At 58.7% G+C, this 19,702-nt stretch carries 20 protein-coding genes; 5 read left to right on the top strand and 15 right to left on the bottom strand.

The features are described from left to right. Positions 1–30: 30 nt before the first annotated feature. A complete protein-coding gene (locus PHQ58_RS05625; RefSeq protein WP_300108175.1) occupies positions 31–2,172 on the bottom strand; it encodes a 4Fe-4S binding protein in 2,142 nt (713 codons plus the stop codon). Between the two features lie 29 nt (positions 2,173–2,201). Next, entirely contained in the window at positions 2,202–4,328 is a 2,127-nt protein-coding gene (locus PHQ58_RS05620; RefSeq protein ID WP_300108172.1) for a TonB-dependent receptor, read from the bottom strand. Positions 4,329–4,685: 357 nt separating this feature from the next. On the opposite strand from PHQ58_RS05620, the gene PHQ58_RS05615 reads away from it, so the two are divergent. The 4 genes from PHQ58_RS05615 (at position 4,686) to PHQ58_RS05600 (ending at position 6,219) form a co-directional block, all read left to right on the top strand. Continuing rightward, the gene (locus PHQ58_RS05615; protein ID WP_300108169.1) at positions 4,686–5,264 is read left to right on the top strand and encodes a hypothetical protein; all 579 of its coding nucleotides are present in this window, start codon (positions 4,686–4,688) and stop codon (positions 5,262–5,264) included. A 98-nt stretch (positions 5,265–5,362) separates the two neighbouring features. Next, on the top strand, positions 5,363–5,656 hold the full coding sequence (locus tag PHQ58_RS05610; protein ID WP_300108166.1) for a type II toxin-antitoxin system RelE/ParE family toxin: 294 nt from the start codon (positions 5,363–5,365) through the stop codon (positions 5,654–5,656). Positions 5,657–5,669: 13 nt separating this feature from the next. Beyond that, positions 5,670–5,978 carry an addiction module antidote protein gene (locus tag PHQ58_RS05605; RefSeq protein WP_300108163.1) on the top strand — a complete coding sequence of 103 codons (309 nt, stop codon included), beginning with the start codon at positions 5,670–5,672 and terminating at the stop codon, positions 5,976–5,978. 40 nt (positions 5,979–6,018) lie between these two features. Then, positions 6,019–6,219, top strand: a complete 201-nt coding sequence (locus PHQ58_RS05600) for a hypothetical protein (protein ID WP_300108160.1) — start codon at positions 6,019–6,021, stop codon at positions 6,217–6,219. Positions 6,220–6,311: 92 nt separating this feature from the next. Here the strand turns inward: PHQ58_RS05600 and PHQ58_RS05595 are convergent, their stop codons facing one another. The 13 genes from PHQ58_RS05595 to PHQ58_RS05535 all read right to left on the bottom strand — a co-directional run bounded on the left by PHQ58_RS05595 (position 6,312) and on the right by PHQ58_RS05535 (position 18,599). Next, on the bottom strand, positions 6,312–7,268 hold the full coding sequence (locus PHQ58_RS05595; protein WP_300108157.1) for a Gfo/Idh/MocA family oxidoreductase: 957 nt from the start codon (positions 7,266–7,268) through the stop codon (positions 6,312–6,314). Continuing rightward, positions 7,265–8,134, bottom strand: coding sequence for a class III extradiol dioxygenase subunit beta (locus tag PHQ58_RS05590; protein WP_300108154.1), 870 nt, complete (start codon positions 8,132–8,134; stop codon positions 7,265–7,267). Before PHQ58_RS05590 ends, PHQ58_RS05595 begins: the two co-directional genes overlap by 4 nt. Before the next feature lie 2 nt (positions 8,135–8,136). After that, positions 8,137–8,580, bottom strand: a complete 444-nt coding sequence (gene ligA, locus PHQ58_RS05585) for a protocatechuate 4,5-dioxygenase subunit alpha (RefSeq protein ID WP_300108151.1) — start codon at positions 8,578–8,580, stop codon at positions 8,137–8,139. A gap of 82 nt (positions 8,581–8,662) precedes the next feature. After that, positions 8,663–9,601 carry an amidohydrolase family protein gene (locus PHQ58_RS05580; protein WP_300108148.1) on the bottom strand — a complete coding sequence of 313 codons (939 nt, stop codon included), beginning with the start codon at positions 9,599–9,601 and terminating at the stop codon, positions 8,663–8,665. A gap of 27 nt (positions 9,602–9,628) precedes the next feature. Continuing rightward, positions 9,629–10,555, bottom strand: coding sequence for an NAD(P)-dependent oxidoreductase (locus PHQ58_RS05575; protein ID WP_300108145.1), 927 nt, complete (start codon positions 10,553–10,555; stop codon positions 9,629–9,631). 105 nt (positions 10,556–10,660) lie between these two features. Next, complete coding sequence (gene ligK, locus PHQ58_RS05570; protein WP_300108141.1) at positions 10,661–11,344, bottom strand: 4-carboxy-4-hydroxy-2-oxoadipate aldolase/oxaloacetate decarboxylase; 684 nt, start codon at positions 11,342–11,344, stop codon at positions 10,661–10,663. Between the two features lie 51 nt (positions 11,345–11,395). After that, positions 11,396–11,998, bottom strand: coding sequence for a hemerythrin domain-containing protein (locus PHQ58_RS05565; protein ID WP_300108138.1), 603 nt, complete (start codon positions 11,996–11,998; stop codon positions 11,396–11,398). A gap of 56 nt (positions 11,999–12,054) precedes the next feature. Further along, entirely contained in the window at positions 12,055–13,086 is a 1,032-nt protein-coding gene (locus PHQ58_RS05560; RefSeq protein WP_300108135.1) for an amidohydrolase family protein, read from the bottom strand. A gap of 94 nt (positions 13,087–13,180) precedes the next feature. After that, positions 13,181–14,386: a 4-hydroxybenzoate 3-monooxygenase gene (gene pobA / locus PHQ58_RS05555; protein WP_300108132.1), complete on the bottom strand. Its 1,206-nt coding sequence runs from the start codon at positions 14,384–14,386 to the stop codon at positions 13,181–13,183. A gap of 5 nt (positions 14,387–14,391) precedes the next feature. Then, positions 14,392–15,723, bottom strand: a complete 1,332-nt coding sequence (locus tag PHQ58_RS05550) for a TRAP transporter large permease (RefSeq protein ID WP_300108129.1) — start codon at positions 15,721–15,723, stop codon at positions 14,392–14,394. Then, a complete protein-coding gene (locus PHQ58_RS05545; protein WP_300108126.1) occupies positions 15,720–16,271 on the bottom strand; it encodes a TRAP transporter small permease in 552 nt (183 codons plus the stop codon). Before PHQ58_RS05545 ends, PHQ58_RS05550 begins: the two co-directional genes overlap by 4 nt. A 108-nt stretch (positions 16,272–16,379) precedes the next feature. Then, positions 16,380–17,414, bottom strand: a complete 1,035-nt coding sequence (locus tag PHQ58_RS05540; protein WP_300108122.1) for a TRAP transporter substrate-binding protein — start codon at positions 17,412–17,414, stop codon at positions 16,380–16,382. A gap of 60 nt (positions 17,415–17,474) precedes the next feature. Beyond that, complete coding sequence (locus tag PHQ58_RS05535) at positions 17,475–18,599, bottom strand: 4-oxalomesaconate tautomerase (protein WP_300108119.1); 1,125 nt, start codon at positions 18,597–18,599, stop codon at positions 17,475–17,477. 168 nt (positions 18,600–18,767) lie between these two features. Between PHQ58_RS05535 and PHQ58_RS05530 the strand changes: the two genes are divergently transcribed. Then, positions 18,768–19,679 carry a LysR substrate-binding domain-containing protein gene (locus tag PHQ58_RS05530; RefSeq protein WP_300108453.1) on the top strand — a complete coding sequence of 304 codons (912 nt, stop codon included), beginning with the start codon at positions 18,768–18,770 and terminating at the stop codon, positions 19,677–19,679. The last annotated feature ends 23 nt before the right edge of the window (positions 19,680–19,702 follow it).

Genomic DNA, 19,702 nt, shown 5'->3' with positions numbered 1-19,702 from the left:
GGTGCGCTAAAACAGGGAAGCTGGTCTGGCTTAACGCGTTGTCTGCGCATGGATCGGAATCACCCGGCTTTTGCTCTCCAGAATCCGGGGCACACACAGCTCGGGGCTTTGCTCAATGGCCACGCAGTCCAGGCACTGAAAGCACTCCGCGTAGTCAATCTCACCGGTTTTTTTGATGGCTTGGTAGCGGCAGTCGTTGCTGCAGCGTTGGCAAGGCTGGCCGCATTCTGCTCGGCGCGGCAACCAATTTTGCAAGCGAAGTCGCCCCAAAATCGCCATGCCAGCCCCCAGAGGACAAAGGTAGCGGCAAAAGCTCTTGTACACCACCATGTTGAGCAACAGCAGCACCGCTGCCCACGCCACAAAAGGCCAGGAGCGCACAAACATCAGGGTGATGCTGGTTTTGAAAGGCTCCACCTCCACCAGCCGGTCGGTCCACTGCACCGACACCAAAGCGGTGACACAAATCCCGGCCAAAACCAAGTATTTGACAAATTTAAGCTTTTTGTCCAAGACCAGAGAGATTTTGATCTGGGGAATTTTCAAAAACCGGGCCGCATTGCCCAGAAATTCCTGCAAGGCACCAAACGGACATAACCAGCCACAAAATACGCCGCGCCCCCATACAAAGAAAGTAACCGCAATATAGGCCCATAAAATAATTGTCATTGGGTCGTACAAAAAGAAACTCAGGCTTTGTTTTTCAACCAACGCACGAATCACGCCGGTGATATTGACAATCGACAACTGGCCTTGCGCATACCAGCCGATGAAAAATAAGGTGAAAATTAAATATCCAGTTCTGAATATCGTCAGACGTTTAACCGTTCTGGTTAACCAAGACTGTTTGACCAAGGCCCAGGATAAAAGCCCCAGGCTGACCAAAAGAATGATTAACTCAGCCGTTCTGTCCGACCAAATCGAATGCCAGGTTTTATTGTCTGAATTGGCCGCCACAAAATAGTCATCAGGCAATTGCGTGACCACTGACAAATCTTTGCCAACCCGCTCGCCATACATCGCGCCCTTGGTGCGAATCACCCGCAACTTGAACTCAAGCGGCTGTGATGGGTCCAGTCCGGCCGGGCCAATCACCCGGAAAATTTTCCACTCGGCATCTCTCAATGCCTCTGGCACTTTCAGGGGTTCATTCAAGTCAATGTCCAGGTCACGAATCTCCAGCGGCAAATTGCCTTGTTGCACGGTGATTCGGGTCGGCACGGCGCCACGGGTGAACTCGTCGCCCAACATCGAATAACGGCCTTTGGTCATCACCAGCAAAGCACTGTCGCCAGGTTCCAGGCGGCCTTGCAGGTAGTCCCAGTCTTTTGGCGACAACAGGTTGCGCCCAACTGAGGGCACATGCAAATAGGCCACCACCATGTCTTCAAAATCAGCCTCTGGGGCAGCCAACGCCTCAGCGTCTACGCCTTCCACAGCCGTGCCGGCAAAAGCGGCTTCAACCTCTTGGTTGCTGAAGACTTTTCGAGTGACCAGCTCATTTTTCAGCAGCGCTTCCCAGGCCATCGCCTTAAACAACTCGGGTTTGATGCGTGCAATTAAATCGGGGTCACGGCCCTGGGCGTAGCCCATCTTGGCGCGTGCTACTTTCAGGGAAGCCGACAGCAGGCTTTGGTTCAGAATGCGCACCGACGCGGTGGCTTTGGCAACCCCGTGGATGTAGACATTGGCGTTGCCGCCGTTGTTTTTCTCGGCACCAATCTTGATGTTTTGCTTGAGTGACAAGCCTTTGTATTGGTCTACAAAACGCAGCATGGGCTCTTCGCCCAGGCCCTCGACAAACACCGGTTCGTGTTGCGACAGCACCTTGACATCCATGAACTCGCCCTTGGCGTCCAGCGCAATCAGCAAATTGAACGGCGTGCCGGAAAAGCCTGGAATAGGGGCCAGATCAATCGACTCGAACACATAACCAATCAAGGGCGTGGCGGTGGCGTCTTGCTTGAAAATCGGCCAAACGGGGATTTCAGCATCTTTCTCGCCGACGATGATCGGCGACGGAAAGGCCTGGCGCATGCTCTCTTTCGTCATGACCCCGGCCTGCACAGGCGCGGCCAGTGCCCAGCCTAGCGCCATCACAAACAGCGCCAATAACAAACGCTGCATCATCCGCGGCATCAGGCGCTGGCCGCGTTCAAACACACACACCATGGCAATGGTCCCTTCGGTTGCCCATCAAATCACAATGGCAAGACAAAACGCACGCCCAGCGTCCAGTTTCTGCCGGGTGCCGGCTCGTAAAACTGCGAGCCCGCCTGATTGACGATGACTGAGCCGACGTAGCGCTCATCGGCCACGTTGTCGATGCGGGCATAGGTGGTCAGGCGGCCGGCACCCAGCGCCCAGACGTGGCTGGCTTTCAGAGCCAAGGTGGTGTAGCCATCGGCAGAGGCGGTATTGGTGTCATTGGCATACAAACGCCCGGCTTGTGTCAGTTCAATGCCGGCCTGGCTACCGGTCGCCAATGCCTTTTGACCAGACGCTGCAGGCTGCTGCGTCCACAACAACTCAGAGAACAGGAAGCTCTGCGGGATGCCCGGCAGCTTGTTGCCGGCTGCCACCGGCGTGGTGCCACTCAGGAAAGCCTGTGAATACTCGGCATCAATTTGTGAAGCTGCCAGCGTGGCACGCAGGTGCGGGCTGAACTGCGCGCTGCCCGACAGCTCCCAGCCGGTGCGTGTGGTGCCCGGGGCATTGCGAAAGGTGGAGTTACCACCGCTGCTGCTGGCCACCACGATTTCATCTGTGGTGTTGATTTTGAAAGCAGTGAAGTCCACACGCGCCTGCGCGCTGGGTGCCCACTTGGCACCGACCTCAAAATGCTGGCTGTTGGAGGCCTGGATGTTGGTGTTGAAACCCGGTACCCCTGCACCGTTATAGGCCACCTCGTTGAGGGTCGGCGTCTCAAAGCCTTTGCCATAGGTGGCAAACACATTCAAGGCATCGGTGGCGTGGTAGGTAACACCCAGCACCGGGCTGGTGTTTTGGTAAGTGGTGGCGCCTGAGCCATCGCCGTTGCTCAAATAGTGGTCATCACTTTTGAACTTGACCGAGCTGTGGCGCAAACCGGCCACCACGGAAAGCTTCTCAGACACCAGCGCGGTGCCCTGCATAAACACATCGCTGTTGCTGGCGGTGTTGTCCTCGTTGCGGTTGGTGGTGGTTTTTTCGCCCAATGCAGCGGCACCGGCCTGGCGCGTCTCGCCAGATTCGTCGTAGTCATAACCCAGCGCCCACTTGATGGGTGTGCTGCCCAGTTGGCTTTGTGCGTTGTACTGCAGGCCCACGCCGTAATAGGTGCGGTCCAGCCCAACCCAGGCGCCCGTTGGCGGTGGCAATGTGGGGATAAAAATACCCGCCTGGTATTGCAGGTTTTCACGCGTGCCGGTGTAGGCACGCGCGGTGATGGAGCGGTTGTTGCCAAGCTCGGTCAGCATCGACGCACCCAACTGGTTTTGCAACACAATTTTTCGCACACTTCGGGCCACGGTATTGGTGCCAGCTTGCGTTGGGTCGGCATCCATTTGTGCTTTGGTCAGGCCCGCAGGGTCTTGCGCCAGCGGCATGTCAAAGCGGTTGAACACCACATTCACGTGGGTCGCCTCGAACGGCTCGAAACTGAGCTTGCCATTGAACTGCTTGCGCTCGGTTTTGCTGTTGTCACGAAAACCATCGATGTCAAAGGTGCTGTAGTCGGCCACCAAACCATATTGGCCCACTTGTCCTGCATATTGCCAATCGGTACGGCGCAGGCCAAATGACCCGGTGTAGGCAGCGGCGGCAAATTCCGGCGTGGCGGGCGCGTCGCGGGTGAAGGCCTGGATCACGCCACCCGCCGCATTGCCATACATCTGCGCCAGTGGACCGCGCAACACCTCAATACGGTCAGTAGAGGTCAAGCTGATGCTGGAACCCTGGCCCTGCCCATCAGGCGTGGTGGCGGGAATGCCATCCACCAACAAACGCACACCGCGAATACCAAACGCCGAGCGAGCGCCAAAACCACGAATCGACACCTGCAGGTCTTGCGCGTAGTTTTGACGGCTCAAAATCGTCAAGCCTGGCACGCGGTTGAGTGATTCGGACAAATTGACCTGTGGGCCAGCGCCCTCAATGGTGGCGCGGTCAATGGACTGCACGGCGGCAGGCGCATCAAAACTGCGCTGCTCCGTGCGCGAGGCCGACACCACCACCTCGCTCAAGGTCTGCGCAGCTACCGGTGCGTGCAGCGCTGATGCGACGGCCAGTGCCAGGCTTGTTCTGATCAATGACGGGACACTGGCCTTTTGACGTTTAATTTGCTTCATGGTGAATCTTGTCTGCTCGTATTTATGGGGCTCAAAACAATCGCAGATGACATACCTGCGTTTGATAGCCTGCCCAATTTGCAATATTCGTACCACGACCAAAAGCCCATCACAACCGGGTTTTGGGGCGAAAAACGGCCGGCACCCGCTTCAAACTGACAACACCAAGCGTTAACCCGAGTGCCCTTGGTGTTGGGTGTGACGTGTGTGCCTTTCAAACTGTTCACATTTGGCACACCACCCACCGAAGATGTAACAGTCCTGGCGTTTTTACAAGCTCACAAGCCTTGCAACGAGGCGCAACTGGCGCGCACATTAATTGCTTGAAACAAGTGACTTTATTCATCGGGGGACATTATGAAAACCACGCGACCCTTTCCCGTGCGCCCACTGGCGCTGTTGCTGGCCTTGATTGCCGTGACCCCGCTGCCGGTTTTTGCATGGACCCTAAGCGGTGTCCAAACCGTCACCGCACACACGCAAGACAAACAAGCGATCGTCATTGGCACGGTTGACTTCAGGCCGCAGGCAGATGGCTCAAGCACCTTCGCCCTCAGCATGAACCATGCGAACTTCACCGACTATTTTTTGTCGATGAAAGAATTCAAATGCCTGGGTAGCCCGATCGAGGTGACCTGCCATGTGCCCTACCCCTACCAGCACCCCGGAAAAGTCAGCGTGCAAGACCTCACCTGGCTTGAGCACAACCTGCTGTTTTTGTTCAAGCGACCATCAGAGTTTGGCGCCAAACTGTGGAACGGTTTGTATTACCGTTTTAGCGCGACAGACGAGGGGCTCATTGGCCGGCCGATGGCCATTGACCTCAACCGCATCAGTGCGCCGCCAGACAACCTGGCGGTGCCCAGCTTCGGCCCGGACGCCAGGGACGATATTTCAGGGTCGACACATTGGATAGTGTCGATATCAATCAAGTAAGAGAATGACCCAGACTGGCTTGCGCCACACCAACGCTATTCATCCACGAACACCCATTCACCGCGCCCCAAATGTATCCATTCGATTACAATTAATTCATGTACTCCGTCAAACCGCTGCCCGCATTCACCGCTTGGCTTGATGACCTGACAGATCAAACTGTACGAGGCGTCATCGCCGCACGCATCAAACGACTGGCGTTTGGTTTGATGGGTGATGTAGAGCCCGTTGGCGAAGGGGTTTCTGAAATGCGCATCCACTTGGGTGCCGGCTGGCGCGTGTACTTTACGCAGCGAGATAAAGAAGTCATTGTGTTACTGGTTGGTGGCTCCAAACGCTCCCAGAAAACCGACATCAAACGCGCCAAAGCATTAGCTTTGCAACTTGACTGAATAAGGAATAAGTATGAAACGCATCAATGTAGCGGATCTGCCGGAATTTGACGCTGCACCTTATCTTGGGAGTGAAGCAGACATTGCAGCTTATCTCACAGACATTCTTGAAGCCAACGATTCGGCGCTGCTGGCGGCTGCACTGGGTGACATCGCCCGTGCGAGGGGCATGAGCGAAATTGCCAAAGCATCAGGCATCACCCGCGAGGCCTTGTACAAAGCGCTACGACCCGATGCCCAGCCCCGCTTTGACACCATCAACCGGGTTTGTGCTGCTTTGGGAGTGCGACTGGTGGCGCAAGCAGTGCATTCACCGGCATAGCTTTTCATCCGGGTCATCGAGATCGCCAATGAATCGCGTTATGCAACCCATTTCGATGGTTTCACAGCGTGCCCGCACGGCGCTCATTCACGAGCTGGGTGTCGTCGATGCCATGCGGTTTCTCAATCAGTTTCATGTCGGGGATGAGGGCTACTCGGTCCAGCGTGAGCAAATGTTCAAGGACGATACCGTGAAGAGCATCGTCGCAAAAATCAAGGCACGAAGGAACAGCTCGACGTAAATGCATCGGGCTGCCGAGGCAGCCCGATGAAATCGACTTGTTGGGTCCTATTTCAGCCTCAGGCACGCCCACAGCGACGTGCGTGTTTCACATCACCCCGCGTTCAGGTGCAACTCCAGCTCATGCAACACCCGGTAACACGGCAACACGCTGGCCACACTGCTGTTGGGCTGGCGGCCCTCGCGGATGGCGCTGAAAAACTCACGGTCTTGCAGCTCGATGCCGTTCATGCTCACCGCCACGCCTGACACGTCAATTTTTTCCTCTTTGCCGGTAAACAGGTCGTCGTAGCGGGCAATGTAAGTCGCGCTGTCGCCGATGTACCTGAAAAAAGTGCCCAGCGGGCCGTCGTTGTTGAAGCTCAAACTCAGCGTGCAAATGGCACCATTAGCCGCCTTGAGCTGGATGCTCATGTCCATGGCGATGCCCAATGTGGGGTGAATCGGCCCCTGAATGGCGTTGGCTTTCACCACGGGGCTGCCGCACTGGTAGGCAAACAAATCGACAGTGTGCGCGGCGTGGTGCCACAGCAGGTGGTCGGTCCAGCTGCGCGGCTGGCCCAGCGCGTTCATGTTGGAGCGCCGAAAAAAGTAGGTTTGCACATCCATCTGCTGGATGTTGAAGCGCCCTGCCGTGACCTCGTTGTGCACGTACTGATGGCTGGGGTTGAAGCGGCGGGTGTGGCCACACATGGCAACCAGGCCGCTTTGTTCAGCCACTTGTGCCACTTCTTCGCCATCTTTGAGCACGTCACATAGCGGAATTTCCACCTGCACATGTTTGCCCGCACGCAAGCAAGCCAGCGTTTGCGAGGCGTGCATTTGTGTCGGTGTGCACAAAATGACCGCATCCACCTCTTTCAGGGCCAGGCTGTCAGCCAGCTCGGTGGTGACATGGCCAATGCCGTATTTGGCCGCCACCTCTCGCGTTTTCTCCAGGTCGCGGCTGATCAGCGACACCACTTCAACGCCGTCAATGTGTCGGATGCCATCCAGATGCTTGATGCCAAAAGCGCCAGCCCCAGCCAGCGCCACTTTGATAGGTTTCATGCGTTCTCCAAAATGACATGCCCAACAGCCGTGTTCGACGCCGGTACATGGTAAAAACGGTGCTTAACGCTTACAGAACGTGCGCTGTCAGCTACATCTTGCATAGCACCCCGGGCAATCAGCCACATCACCAGCTCAATGCCTTCGCTGCCCGCCTCACGCACATAGTCAATGTGCGGGACCTTGGAACACGCCACCGGGTCGGCAATCATCTGGTCCAGCCAGGCGTTGTCCCACTCGCGGTTGATCAGGCCAGCACGTGGCCCCTGCAACTGATGGCTCATTCCGCCGGTGCCCCAAATGTGCACATTCAGGTCTTCGTCATAACTCTCGACCGCTTTGCGAATCGCCTGCCCCAGCGCAAAACAGCGTGCACCCGACGGCACCGGGTACTGCACCACATTCACCGCGAACGGAATCACCGGGCTCGGCCAATGAAAATCATTGGCGGGTGGCTGGCCACACATCAGGCTCAGTGGCACGGTCAGGCCGTGATCTACCGGCATCTTGTTGACGATGGTCAGGTCAAAGTCTTGCTGGATCACCGACTGCGCAATGTGCGCGGCCAGTTCAGGGTGGCCCACCACGGGCGGCACCGGGCGCGGGCCCCAGCCTTCATCGGCAATCGGGAAACCGGGCGCCGTGCCAATGGCAAAGGTGGGAATCATGTCGAGGCTGAAAGCGGTGGCGTGGTCGTTGTAGACCAGAAAAACCACATCGGGCTTGTTGTCTTTCATCCACTGTTTGGAATATTCGTATCCGTCAAATACGTTTTTCCAATAGGGTTCCTTGTCTTTACCCAAATCCAGCGCAGCGCCAATGGCGGGCACATGTGAGGTGTAAACGGATGCGGTGATGCGTGCCATGGTCAGGCCTTCGCTTTCTGGCCAGCTTGGCCTTGGGGTTGATGCTGGGCTTGGGCGTTGCCGTCCTCGCCAATCACGCGGTTGCCTTCGATGGTGCGGCCACCCTGGATCATCATGTCGCGGTACTCGGCTTCGGTCATACCGGTCATGGAGCCAGCCATTTGCTGAAAGCTCAAACCGTCGGTGGCGCCAATACGTGCCAGAAAATAAATGTTGCCACCTAAGCCCATGCAGCGGTTCAGGTCGCGCGACAGCACCGCCAGCTTCTGGTCTTCGGTCATCGGCCATTCATCCAGGTAAGCGCGCTCGTCACGTTTGAAACGCTCCCGGTTGGCGGCCTGCATCAAGGAGACGCAGAACTGGTTCAGGTGGAAGCCCTTGCGGCTTTGTTCGGCATCAAAAATGATGGTGCCGGGGACATCAAGGTAGGGTTTGTCAAGTGCCATGAAGGCTCCTTTCAGCGTTGGATTCAGATCAGAAAATTTATAATAAATCAGGCTCTAGCGCTTATGGAACGTGCGCAGAGCGCTATGAATTCCAATACAGGCGATTCGGGTTGTCGACCAGCAACTTGTGCTGCAACTCGGGCGTGGGTGCAATGTGGGGAATAAAGTCCACCAGCAGCCCGTCGTCGGGCATGTGGTCTTTCAGGTTCGGGTGCGGCCAGTCGGTGCCCCACAACACGCGGTCAGGAAACTCGTCCACAATGGCGCGGGCAAACGGCACCACGTCGCGGTAGGCGCCACCTGCCAAATCCTTCTCGCCGCTCAGCGCTTTCGGGCCGGTGACACTCAGGCGCTCCGGGCAGCTCACCTTGCTCCACACATTGCTGTGCTCACGCATGAACTTCTGGAACAGCGCAAACTGCGGCCCGTCCACCGGCAGCGACACGTCCGGGCGGCCCATGTGGTCGACCACCACGGTGGTTGGCAGGGTGGTGAAAAAGTCCCACAGCTCGGGCAAGTCCACCGCTTCAAAATAAATCACCACATGCCAGCCCCAGGCCTTGATGCGGGCGGCAATTTCCATCAGTTCGTCCTTGGGCGTGAAATCGACCAGGCGTTTGACAAAGTTGAAGCGAACGCCGCGCACACCGGCCTCGTGCATGGCTTGCAGCTCTTGGTCTGTGACCGAGCGCTTGACGGTGGCCACACCACGCGCCCGGCCCTGGCTGTGGATGAGTGCGTCGACCAGCGCGCGGTTGTCGGCGCCGTGGCAAGTGGCTTGCACGATCACGTTCTTATCAAATCCCAGGTGATCGCGCAGGGCAAACAGCTGGGTCTTGGACGCATCGCATGGCGTGTACTTGCGCTCGGGTGCATAAGGAAATTCAGCGCCTGGGCCGAACACGTGGCAATGGGCGTCGACGGCGCCTGCGGGTAACTTGAAGCTGGGTTTGGATGGGCCAGCGTACCAGTCCAGCCAGCCGGAAGTTTTGGTGAAATCGCCTGTGGTGGGTTGGTTCATGGGTTTATCCGGGGGGTTGCTCATTGTTCAATCTCTCTTATTGACCTGCGCCAGCATGCGGTCGGCCTCCACGCGCCAATCCGCACGGCGGGCGAATTCAGGGGTGCCTTTGTCACCAAACCAACCAGCATCGGCGCCATCGGCCACCCAGGCTTGGCGTTCGGCGGTGCCAGTGGCGGACCAGGGCGTCAGGCCGGCGTCGCGCACGGTCTCAGCCACTTCACGCACTTCTTCGCTGCGGCGACGGCCGTGTTCGATCACGCGCTGGAAAAAATAGGCGGCCTGCTTTTCCCAGTCGATGCCAGGGAAAGTCTCGTACAGACTGGCGACCACCGCGTCTTCCACCCCGTAAAAGCGGGCGGTGGTGAAGCTCTCGATCACCATGGCTTCCAGGCCTTTGATCATCACGCTGCGGCACATCTTGGTGGCGCTGGCCACACCTAGCTGGTCACTGGCCACCTTGGATGCAAAACCCAGCGCATTGATGAGCGGCGCCAACTCGGTAGCAAACGCGCCACCCAGCAGCAGCGGCACCTTGATGCGGTACGGCGGCATGCTGGTCATGACCGCGCCTTCCACGTAGCAGCCCCCTGCCCCGTCGATCAGACTGGCCGCGCGTTGTTTGGCGGCGGGTGAGGCGGAATTGAAGTCCAGAAAAAACGCTCCCGGCTGCACGGACTGCGCGCAGGCTTGCGCCACCGGCACGGTCTGGCTGGCGGTGACGGCACTGACGATGAAGTCTGAGGTGGCTGCCAGCGCTGCGCTGTTTGCTACCAATTGCACGCCATGCTGCGCGGCGTGGGCTTGCAACGGTGCAGCAATGTCTGCGGCTTCCAGCTTGAGGTCATAGGCGCAAACCGCTACGCCCTGGGCGCGCAGGTCTTCGGCCAAAATGCGGCCGACCTCGCCGTAGCCGACCAGGCCAACGCGCCATTGTTTGGGATTTGTATGCATGGTTTTAGCGAAGTGAATTTGCGACACGCTGCCTAAGGGCCATCAATGTCGGGGTATTCATGGTGTTTTGGTGCTCTAGCCCTTATAAATAAAGCGTAGCGTGCTTCAATCTATATAGCGCAGGCCAGCTTTTTCAAGGCCTTCGCGCATCTTGTAATAGTCCAGCCCGAGCACGCCCGAGGCAAAGATGGCGCGTTTGGCGCCTTCGTTGGCTTCGCGTGCTTCGGCGGCATCGGCCACTTGCTGCGCCACGGCAGCGGGCACCACCACCACGCCGTCAATGTCGGCAATGACCACGTCACCGGGGTTGACCTGAGCCCCGGCGCACACGACGGGAATGTTCACCGAACCCAGCGTCGCCTTGATCGTGCCCTTGGCATGGATGGCTTTGGAGAACACTGGGAAGTTCATCTCGGTGAGGTCTTTCACGTCTCGCACACCGCCGTCAATGATCAGGCCAACCGCGCCGCGCGCCTGGAACGACGTTGCCAGCAGGTCGCCAAAAAAACCGTCGGCGTTGTCGGTGGTGCAGGCTGCCACCACCACGTCACCGGGTAGGAGCTGCTCAGCGGCCACGTGCATCATCCAGTTGTCGCCCGGCTGCAGCAGCACGGTGACGGCGGTGCCGCAAATCTTGGCGTCGTTGTAGATGGGCCGTAGGTAGGGTTTCATCAAGCCGACGCGGCCCATGGCTTCGTGAATAGTGGCCACGCCAAAACGCGAAAGTTTTTCTACTGCGGCCTTGTCGGCGCGGGTGATGTTTCTTTTGACAATGCCCAGGTTGTTCATGGTGCGTCTCCAGTTCAGGGGGTCGATTCAGGTCGTGATTCAAACGGTGGCTCAAGTCGGCGAAGCAGCCACCGACACATGCCGAATGTGCAAGCTCAGCCCCAGCGCCGCCATGTGGTTGCTGTTGCGGCTCAGGATGGTTTCGGACAGGGGCAAAAATTCTGCTTCTTCAAAAGCTGCATGCGCTTGGTAGTCATGCACCAGGGCCTCCACAGCGGCGGCATCGATGTCGCAAGGCTGGCCCTTGGCCATTTTTTTCAGTTGTGGCTCCAGCTTGACGAACTGGGCTTCGACTTGCCGGTGCTCTTGCGTGAGCCGGGTCGTGATGGCCTGGACACGCGCGAATTCCTCACCCGGTGTGGCACTGGCCAGCACGGCTTCAAACAGTGCCCGCTCTTCTTCCTGATGGTGCTCAAACACCACCGCACGAAAAAAGCTGCGGGTGCTCTCAGCCCAGGTTCTGGCGCGCTCGGCCGCCTCGGCCAGTGCTGGCAGTTCGCCCATCTTGGTCAACTGCGCCAGGATGCCTTCGTGGCAATGCGAGAAGTTGGTGATGGGGGCGTTGCTGGATTCGCCCTGTGATGAGTTGCTGGTGATGGCCATGGATGGACCTTTATGGGTGTAAAGCGGCGTGGCGGGCAGACCCACCGTCATGGATGCCGGATCGGTTCCGGCATGACAGCCAGTGGAGTGCCATTTGTTTCTTCACGTCAATGGCCCGTCCTGCTGGTCAGCAACGCGTCCAACCGCGGGAACACGCGCCGGGCGTTGCCCTCGTAAATATGCTGGCGGTCGGACTCGCTCAGGATGTTTGAGGCTTCGATGTAGCGCTTGGTGTCGTCAAAATAATGACCGGTTTCGGGGTCGATGCCGCGCACGGCGCCAATCATCTCGCTGGCAAACAACACGTTTTTCACCGGGATCACGGTGTTGAGCAGGTCAATGCCGGGCTGGTGGTAAACGCAGGTGTCAAAGAAGATGTTGTTGAGCAAATGCTCTTGCAGCAGCGGTTTTTTCAGTTCTTGCGCCAGGCCACGGAAGCGCCCCCAGTGGTAAGGCACGGCACCGCCGCCGTGCGGAATCAGGAACTTGAGCGTGGGGAATTCCTTGAACAAGTCGCTGGTCAGGCACTGCATGAAGGCGGTGGTGTCGGCGTTCAGGTAATGCGCGCCGGTGGTGTGAAAGCAGGCGTTGCAACTGGTGCTGACGTGAATCATGGCCGGGATGTCGTACTCGACCATCTTCTCGTAAATCGGGAACCAGGCCTTGTCGCTCAAGGGCGGCGAGGTCCAGTGGCCACCGGACGGGTCGGGGTTGAGGTTGATGCCGACGTTGCCGTATTCCTTCACACACTTTTCCAGCTCGGGAATGCAGGTGGCGGGGTCGACGCCTGGGCTTTGCGGCAACATGGCCACCGGGACAAAGTGGTCGGGAAACAGTTGGCTGACGCGGTAGCAAAGCTCGTTGCAAATGGCCGCCCAGGTGCTGGACACCTGGAAGTCGCCAATGTGATGCGCCATGAAGCTGGCGCGTGGGGAAAACAGCGTCAGGTCCAGGCCGCGGTCGCGCATCAGGCGCAGCTGGTTGGTCTCAATACTTTCCCTCAACTCGTCGTCGCTGATCTTCAGGTCAGACACTTTGGGCATCACCGCAGGGTCTTGGATGCCGGCAATTTGCTGGTTGCGCCAGGTTTCCAGCGCCTTGGGGGCCGTGGTGTAGTGGCCGTGGCAATCGATGATCATGGTTGACTTTCTTTATAAGAAATTAGGCTCTAGCGCTTATTTAATATGCGTTAGTAGCTATTTAATAGATAGCAACTAGGTGTTGCCTAGACGCTCACGGCGCGGGTTCGGCAAAGTCCAGCGGCAGGCCCACATAGTTCTCTGCAATCGACAGGGAGCCTGCGTGGGAATTCAGCAGGTAGTCCAACTCGGCCTCCTGAAAACGGCTGGTGATGGGGCTGTCGTCCGGAAAACGGTGCATCAGCGACGTCATCCACCAGCTGAAGCGCTCGGCCTTCCAGATGCGGCGCAGGCAGCGCTCGGAATAGGTGTCAATGCCCTGCTCGGAGTGGTTTTGGTAAAAGTCCACCAGCGCGTTGCACAGGTACTTGACATCGGTGGCGGCAAGGTTCAGCCCCTTGGCGCCGGTGGGTGGCACGATGTGCGCGGCGTCGCCCGCCAGAAACATGCGGCCAAAACGCATGGGCTCGGTGACAAAACTGCGCAGTGGCGCGATGCTTTTTTCAATGGACGGGCCGGTGATGAGTTTGGCGTTGGCTTCTTCGTCCAGCCGCAGGCGCAGCTCTTGCCAAAAGGCGTCGTCGGTCCAGTCTTCAATGCGGTCGGTGAGCGGCACTTGCAGGTAATAGCGGCTGCGGGTTTTGCTGCGCTGGCTGCACAGGGCAAAACCGCGCGGGCTGTTGACGTAAATCAGCTCGTCGTGCACCGGCGGCGTGTCTGACAGCAGGCCAAGCCAGCCAAAGGGGTAAACCTTCTCGAACTCCTGGATCGACTTGCGCGGCACGCTGGCCCGGCACACGCCGTGAAAGCCGTCGCAACCGGCAATGAAGTCGCATTGCAATTCATAAGACTTGCCGCCGTGGGTGAAGGTGACGCGGGGCTGTTTGGTGTCAAAGTCCAGCACCTGCACGTCGCTGGCTTCGTAGTAAGTGGGCAAGCCTGCCGACGTGCGCGCGTCCATCAGGTCGTGGGTGACGTCGGTCTGGCCGTAAACCATCACGTTTTTGCCGCCGGTCAGGCCGTTCATGTCAACCCGGTGGCGTTTGCCGCAGTACAGCATGTCAAAGCCACCATGCACCAGCCCTTCACGGTGCATGCGTGCGCCCACGCCAGCTTCGTCCAGCAAATCAACGCAGACCTGCTCCAGCACACCGGCACGGATGCGGCTCAGCACATACTCGCCAGAAACGCGCTCGACGATCACCGCGTCAATGCCGGCCTTGTGCAACAACTGGCCCAGCAGCAAGCCGCTGGGTCCGGAACCAATGATGGCCACTTGGGTACGAAGGGAAGTTGTCATGAGGATCACCCGTGAAAGGTATGCACCAGAAACAGCGCGATGGAGGGGAAAAACAGCAGGAAACCAATGCGAATAAAGTCCGAAGCCAGGAAAGGCATCACGCCCTTGAAGGTTTCCACCAGCGGCACATCACGCGCTAATCTGTTGATGATGAACACGTTCATGCCCACCGGCGGATGCACCAGGCCAATCTCAACCACCATCAGGGCCAGAATGCCGAACCAGATGCTCTTGTCGCTGTCGGTCATGCCAAAAAAGTCCAGCCCCATGATCACCGGGTAGAAGATTGGAATGGTCAGCAGAATCATGGCCAGGCTGTCCATGACACAGCCCAAAAAGATGTAGATCAGCAAAATAGCCACCATCACCACCATCGGGCTTAGGTTGCTGGCCTGCACCCAAGCGGCCAGTTCCACCGGCATTTGTGACAGCGCCAGTGCGGTGTTAAGCATGTCGGCCCCCAGCAGCACCAAAAAGATCATGGCCGTGGCCTGCGCCGTGCCCAAGGCGCTGTCAATCAAGCCCCGTGTACGCATGCCGCCCGACACCACCGCCAGCACACCGCAGGCGGCGGCGCCAATGGCTGCCGCCTCAGTCGGGTTGGCCCAGCCGCCATAAATACCCACAATCACCACCACAAACACCAGCAGCACCGGTGCCACTTGCAACAGGGCTTTCAGACGCTTGGCCCAGCTAGAACGCGGGCCGGCCGGACCAGCCTTGGGGTCGAGGGTGACGATGATCTTGATGACCAGCATGTAGCCCAGCATGGCAATGATGCCCGGCAACACGGCAGCCATGAAGAGCTTGCCAATGGATTCCTGCGTCAGGATGGCATAAATCACCAGTGGGACGGAAGGCGGAATCATGATGCCCAACGTGCCGCCCGCCGCCAGCGCACCGGTGGCCAGCGAGCCCGAGTAACCAAATCGCTTGAGTTCGGGCAAAGCCACCTGGCCCATGGTGGCGGCCGTGGCCAAGGACGAGCCGCAAATGGCGCCAAAACCGGCGCAGGCCCCGATGGACGCCATGGCGACGCCGCCTTTCATGTGACCCATGAAGGCTTCCACAAACTTGAACAGTGCCGAACTCAAACCGCCGTGGGTGGCAAACTGCCCCATCAGCAGAAACAGCGGAATCACCACAATGTCGTAGTTCGACAAGCGGGCGTAGGCCAGGTTTTTCAGGAAATTCAGAATGGGCAACGCTTCCCCGCCCGTCAGGTAGTAATAACCCGCTGCGCCCATGGTGAACATGGCGATGCCAATCGGCACCCGCAGCACCAGCAACACCATCAGGCAGGCAAATATGATCCCGCCAATGGCAATGCCGCTCATGCTTGCACCCCGCTGTGGGTTTGGCTCAGGCGCCAGTGCAGGCCCACCATGTAGAAACCGGCCAGTGCCATCAGCAAAAAGCCGGGCACCATGAGCATCTGGGCGATCCACACCGGCCAACCCAAAATCATGCTGGTTTCACCGGCCTCTTTGATGGCAAACGCACCCACGGCGGCGCGCCAGGTGATCAGCGCGCCAAACAGGCCCACCAGCAGGGAACCAAAGGCATCCAGCCGATGCACTGTGGCCGGGCTGGCCTTGGCGGTAAAGAAGTCCACCTTGACATCCCCGCCATTGAGGTGGCAATAGGCAAAAAAACTGGCTGAGGCAAAGGCCGCCGCCATTTGCAGCATTTCCACATCACCCGGTACCGGCGCTGAAATGAGCTTGCGCCCCACGATGCTGACGATGCTCATGAGCACAATAGCGACAAAGGTTAAGCCACCCATGATGGCCGACACCTTGGAGGCACGAAACAACAGCTGTCCCATGGGACCAAAATTGAGCGTTGCGGCACCTGGCGGGGCACCGGGAATGGGCTCTTGCATCAACACTTCTCCTCTGACGCAGACCGCAAGGGGCGCATCACATCATTGAATTTTCCAAGGGGGGTGACCTGTGTGACGCGTGCCACACAGGTCGAGCGACATCGCTGCTTACTTGGCGGCGTACTTGGCGATCAGGGCGCGGGCGTTTTCCAGCAACAACTTGCCGTTGGCGCCCTTGGCGGTGACGTCTGCCACCCAGTCGGTGGTGATTTGCTCGCTGGCTTTTTTCCAGCTTTGCAGCTCGGCCGAAGGAATCACGTTGTGGGTGTTTTTCTCGGTCAGCTTTTTGCCAATGCCATCCGCTGCCAAAAAGGTCTTGCCAACCTGGCCCGACAAGGCCTGGCCGCTGTTGTTGTCAATGACCTTTTTCAGGTCAGGCGGCAGGCTTTCGTACTTGGCCTTGTTCATGGCAAACACGAAGGTCGAGGTGTAAATGGCGGGCTCGGCCGGGTCGGTTTCAGAGTGGAACTTGACCAGCTCCTGAATCTTCACCGAGGGCACCACTTCATACGGCACCAGGGCACCGTCAATCACCGACTTGGCCAGGGCCTCGCTCACGGCAGGCACCGGCATGGCCACGGGGGTCGCGCCCAGGGCGGCCAGCATCTTGTTGGACTGGCGCGTAGGCGCACGCACTTTCAGGCCCTTCAGGTCGGCCATGGTCTTGATGGGCTTGTTGGTCATGTGAAAGACACCATCTCCATGTACATGCAGGGCCAGCAACTTGACATCTTTGAACTCGGCGGCCACGTTCGGATTGGTTTGAACAAAATCCCACAGCGCCTTGCTGGTGCCTTCGGGGCTTTGCATCATGAAGGGCAGCTCAAACACTTCAGACAAAGGGAAACGCCCCGCCATGTAACCGGGCAGCACCCAGGTCACGTCCACCACGCCATCCTTCACTTGGTCAAACAACTGGGGCGGCGTGCCACCGAGTTGCATCGACGGGTAAATTTGGCATTTCATCTTGTCGCCGGATTCCAGTGCGATCTTGTCGCACCAGGGCTGGATGAACATCTTTTGCGCGGCCGAACCTGCGGGCAAAAAGTGATGCACCTTGAGGGTGACGGTTTGGGCGGATGCAGCCAGCGCAGCACCGGCCAGCACCGAGAGGGCGGCGATTGATTTCAGGGAAGTTTTCATGGTGTCTCCTGTTGTAAAAATAAAGTTCGTGTCGTCCAAACGGGATGGTAGCGACTTGTTTCAGGCCACGTGGGTCGGCCCAGGCCAAATGGCGGCAGGCACCATCACCTCGCCACGCATGATCAACCGGGCTGTGCGCAGCAAGGCGGCTTTGGTGACTTTTTGTGCATCCTGTGCGTCCAGGCCGAGGGCCACGCTGAATTCCCCAGTGGGGTGCTCGACCGACACCGTGGGCTCATGCCCTTGCGGCATCACGGCCACACCGTCGCAGACCGAGCCTTTCAGCACACACGCCGTGCCGACTGTGACCGCAGCCAGCACACCGATGGCATCGTGGCAGACATGCGGAATAAAGCTGCGTGTGCACAAGCTGCCACCCGCACGCGGTGGCGCAATCAGGGTCATCTTGGGGTAGTTCTTCTGGCTGACATCGCCCAGTCCCATCTTCAGGGAAATCTGCAGGCGCAGCGCTTCAAGACGGCGCTTGCACTCGTCGTCCGCATTCAACTCTGCCACGCTTTCATAACCCGTGCAGCCCACGTCAGAGGCCTTGAACATCACCAGCGGCATGCCGTTGTCAATACACGTGACATCCAGGGTGAAGGTCTCAAAACCCTCGCCAGTCACGGTGATGCGGTCTCGCACCTGGCCCGTGGGCAACAAGCCTGCACAGACCGAGCCCGCCGTGTCCAGAAAATTGATGGTCACCGGTGCGGCCGTGCCAGGCACGCCGTCAATGCGTGCGTTGCCGGTGTAATGGACATGCCCGCCACGCGTGTCCACAGTGATGTCGCACTGCATGTCGGTGTTGAGGGTGAGCACGCGCGCCGTGGTGCTGTCGCCCTGCACCGCCACCAGGCCACGCTCAATGGCAAAAGGCAGCACAGCGGCCAACATGTTGCCGCAGTTGGGCGTGGTATCCACGGTGTCTTTTTCAGGCTGGAGCTGGGCAAACAAAAAGTCAACGTCCACGCCAGGCATCTGGCTGGCGCTGACGATGCCGACCTTGCTGGTCAGCGGGTGCGCCCCACCCAGGCCGTCAATCTGCCGCTTGTCGGGCGAGCCCATCACCGCCAGCAACACACGGTCACGGGTGGGCACATCGGCAGGCAGGTCTGACGCCAAAAAGAACGGGCCGCGAGAGGTGCCGCCGCGCATGAAATAACAGGGAATGGCTGTTTGCATGGCGGTATTTTGTGCTGGCGTGGGTACCTTGATAAGGCAGCTAACACACTAGCAGATATAACAACTTGGCATAATCCGGCATGGGTTATGGTAAACCCTAAGCATTCCCCGTTCGGCTTTGCCATGCACCCGAACGCCTGAATGAATCACACACTGGATAAGCCGCTGATGGACCTGAAACAACTGGAATACTTTGTGCGTGTGGCCGAACTCGGCAGCTTCACCCGGGCGGCATTGGCGCTGGACATTGCCCAACCGGCCTTGAGCCGGCAGGTGCGCCTGCTGGAAGTCGAACTGCGGCAAACCCTGCTGACGCGTAACGGCCGTGGCGCACTGCCCACCGAAGCCGGCAAGCTGCTGCTGGCGCATGGACGCGGCATCTTGCACCAGGTGGCGCGCGCGCGCGAAGAACTGGGCCGGGTGCGTGGTTCGCTGGCGGGGCGCGTGGCGGTGGGCCTGCCCACCAGCCTGGCACGGGTGTTGACCGTGCCTTTGATCCGTGCCTTTCGCTCTGAGTTGCCCGATGCCACGCTGTCCATCACGGAAGGCCTGTCGGTGCCAATGCAGGAGTCGCTGATGGCTGGGCGCCTTGACATTGCTGTGGTTTACAACGCCCAACCCAGCACCGAGATCGAGATCACACCGCTGCTGGAAGAAGACCTGTTGCTGGTGCAGCGCCGCCCGCTTGGTTTGGCTGAAGACGCGCCGCCCGGGCCCATCACGCTGCGTGAACTGGCGCAACTGCCGCTGGTGATTCCCACCCGGCCGAACGCGATCCGCATGCATGTCGAATCCGAACTGGCCAACATCGGCTGTCGGCTCAACATTGCGCTGGAAATTGACGGTGTGTCAGCGATACTGGATTTGGTGGCCGACGGCGCGGGCAGTGCGGTGCTGTCACGCAACGCGGTGGCAAGTTCGATCCGCCCTTCGGCGTTTTCAGTGCGCACCATCACCGAACCGGTGCTGCGCACCAAGGTCAGTCTGGCCACGAGTTCCCTGCGCCCAGCCACGCTGACCCAGCAAACCACCATGGCCTTGCTACATAAAATTACCCAAAAGACCCTTTATGCGGCTTAAGCCGCTGCGGCAAGCACCGCAAG

Source organism: Rhodoferax sp., assembly GCF_028688795.1.
Classification (GTDB): domain Bacteria; phylum Pseudomonadota; class Gammaproteobacteria; order Burkholderiales; family Burkholderiaceae_C; genus Rhodoferax.
Note: the sequence above shows the minus strand (reverse complement) of the source record. Positions and strands in the feature narration are given on the sequence as shown.